Origin of the sequence: Streptomyces albidochromogenes (assembly GCF_005981925.1) — a bacterium.
GTDB classification, from domain to species: domain Bacteria; phylum Actinomycetota; class Actinomycetes; order Streptomycetales; family Streptomycetaceae; genus Streptomyces; species Streptomyces albidochromogenes.
The window spans coordinates 1-1071 of the sequence record NZ_VBVX01000645.1; the positions used below are offsets into that span (position 1 = coordinate 1).

General features: G+C 80.0%; 1 pseudogene. It reads left to right on the forward strand.

Going from position 1 to position 1071, the window contains the following annotated elements:
• A pseudogene (locus tag E2E34_RS36895) lies at positions 1–1071 on the forward strand (SUKH-4 family immunity protein); the annotation flags it as partial.

The window sequence follows — 1071 nt, forward strand, 5'->3', positions numbered from 1 at the left end:
GGGTACGGGCGTCGGACGCCGGGGCCGGTGCGCCTTCGGCCGGTGGTGACGGCGTGCGGGGCGGGGACGTTTCCGCGCCCGGTGAGGTGAGTTGGGGCGGCTCCGGTGCTCACGGGGTGTCGGACGACGCCAGTTCGGCGGCCGGTGGCGGCAGTTGGGGCGGGGCCCGGAGTGAGAACGCCTCGCAGGCAGAACGCGGGTCCGGCACGTCCTGGCCCAGTGCCGGTGGCGGCGACCGTGAGTCCGCCGGTCCGGGCACGGCCGCGCCGCCCGCCGGGGCGACCCCCTGGGCCGGGACCGACACCAACTCGGCCACCGGCTCCGACGACGCGTCCGTTCCGCTGCCGGCGACGGTGTTCGCGCCGCCGCTCTCCGGTTCGGACGATGACGACACTCCGCCGCCCGGCGTGCCGCCGGAGGCCAGGACGGCGCTGATGTCGGGTGGCAGCGGGCTGCCCGCGACCACCGTGGCCCCTTTGGTTCCCGGTGCGCCCGCGCAGCCGCCCGCGGCACCGGGACGGCCCGGGGTGCTTCCGCCCGGCGCCGAGGAGATCGCCGACGCGGGGGGTGGCGAGCGCGGGAGCGGTGCGACGCCTCCGCCGCCGCCTGGCGCGCCGGACGCGGCTCCGCAGTCGCCGCCTCCGCCGGGGCCGGGTGCGCCCGGTGCGCCGGCGGGTGGTTACGTACCGACGCAGCTCGTCTCGGCGCTGGGCCCCGACGGCCCGCAGCCGCCCGGGCCTCCCGCCCCGCCCACGCCGCCTCCCGGCGGCGTCCACCATGCGGCGACGATGCTTGCCGACCCGAGTCAGGGTGGCGGCATGCCGGGGGTTCCGCAGCCTCCGGGTCCGCCGGGTGCCCCGGGTCAGCCCGCGCCTCCCGGTCCTCCTGGCGCGCCCGGTCAGCCCGGCCCTCCCGGTCCCCCCGGTGCGCCCGGTGGGGGTGTTCACCATGCCGCGACGATGTTCGCCGACCCGAGTCAGGGCGGCGGCATGCCGGGGGTTCCGCAGCCACCCGGTCCGCCGGGTGCCCCCGGTCAGCCCGCGCCTCCCGGCCCTCCCGGCGCCCCAGGCC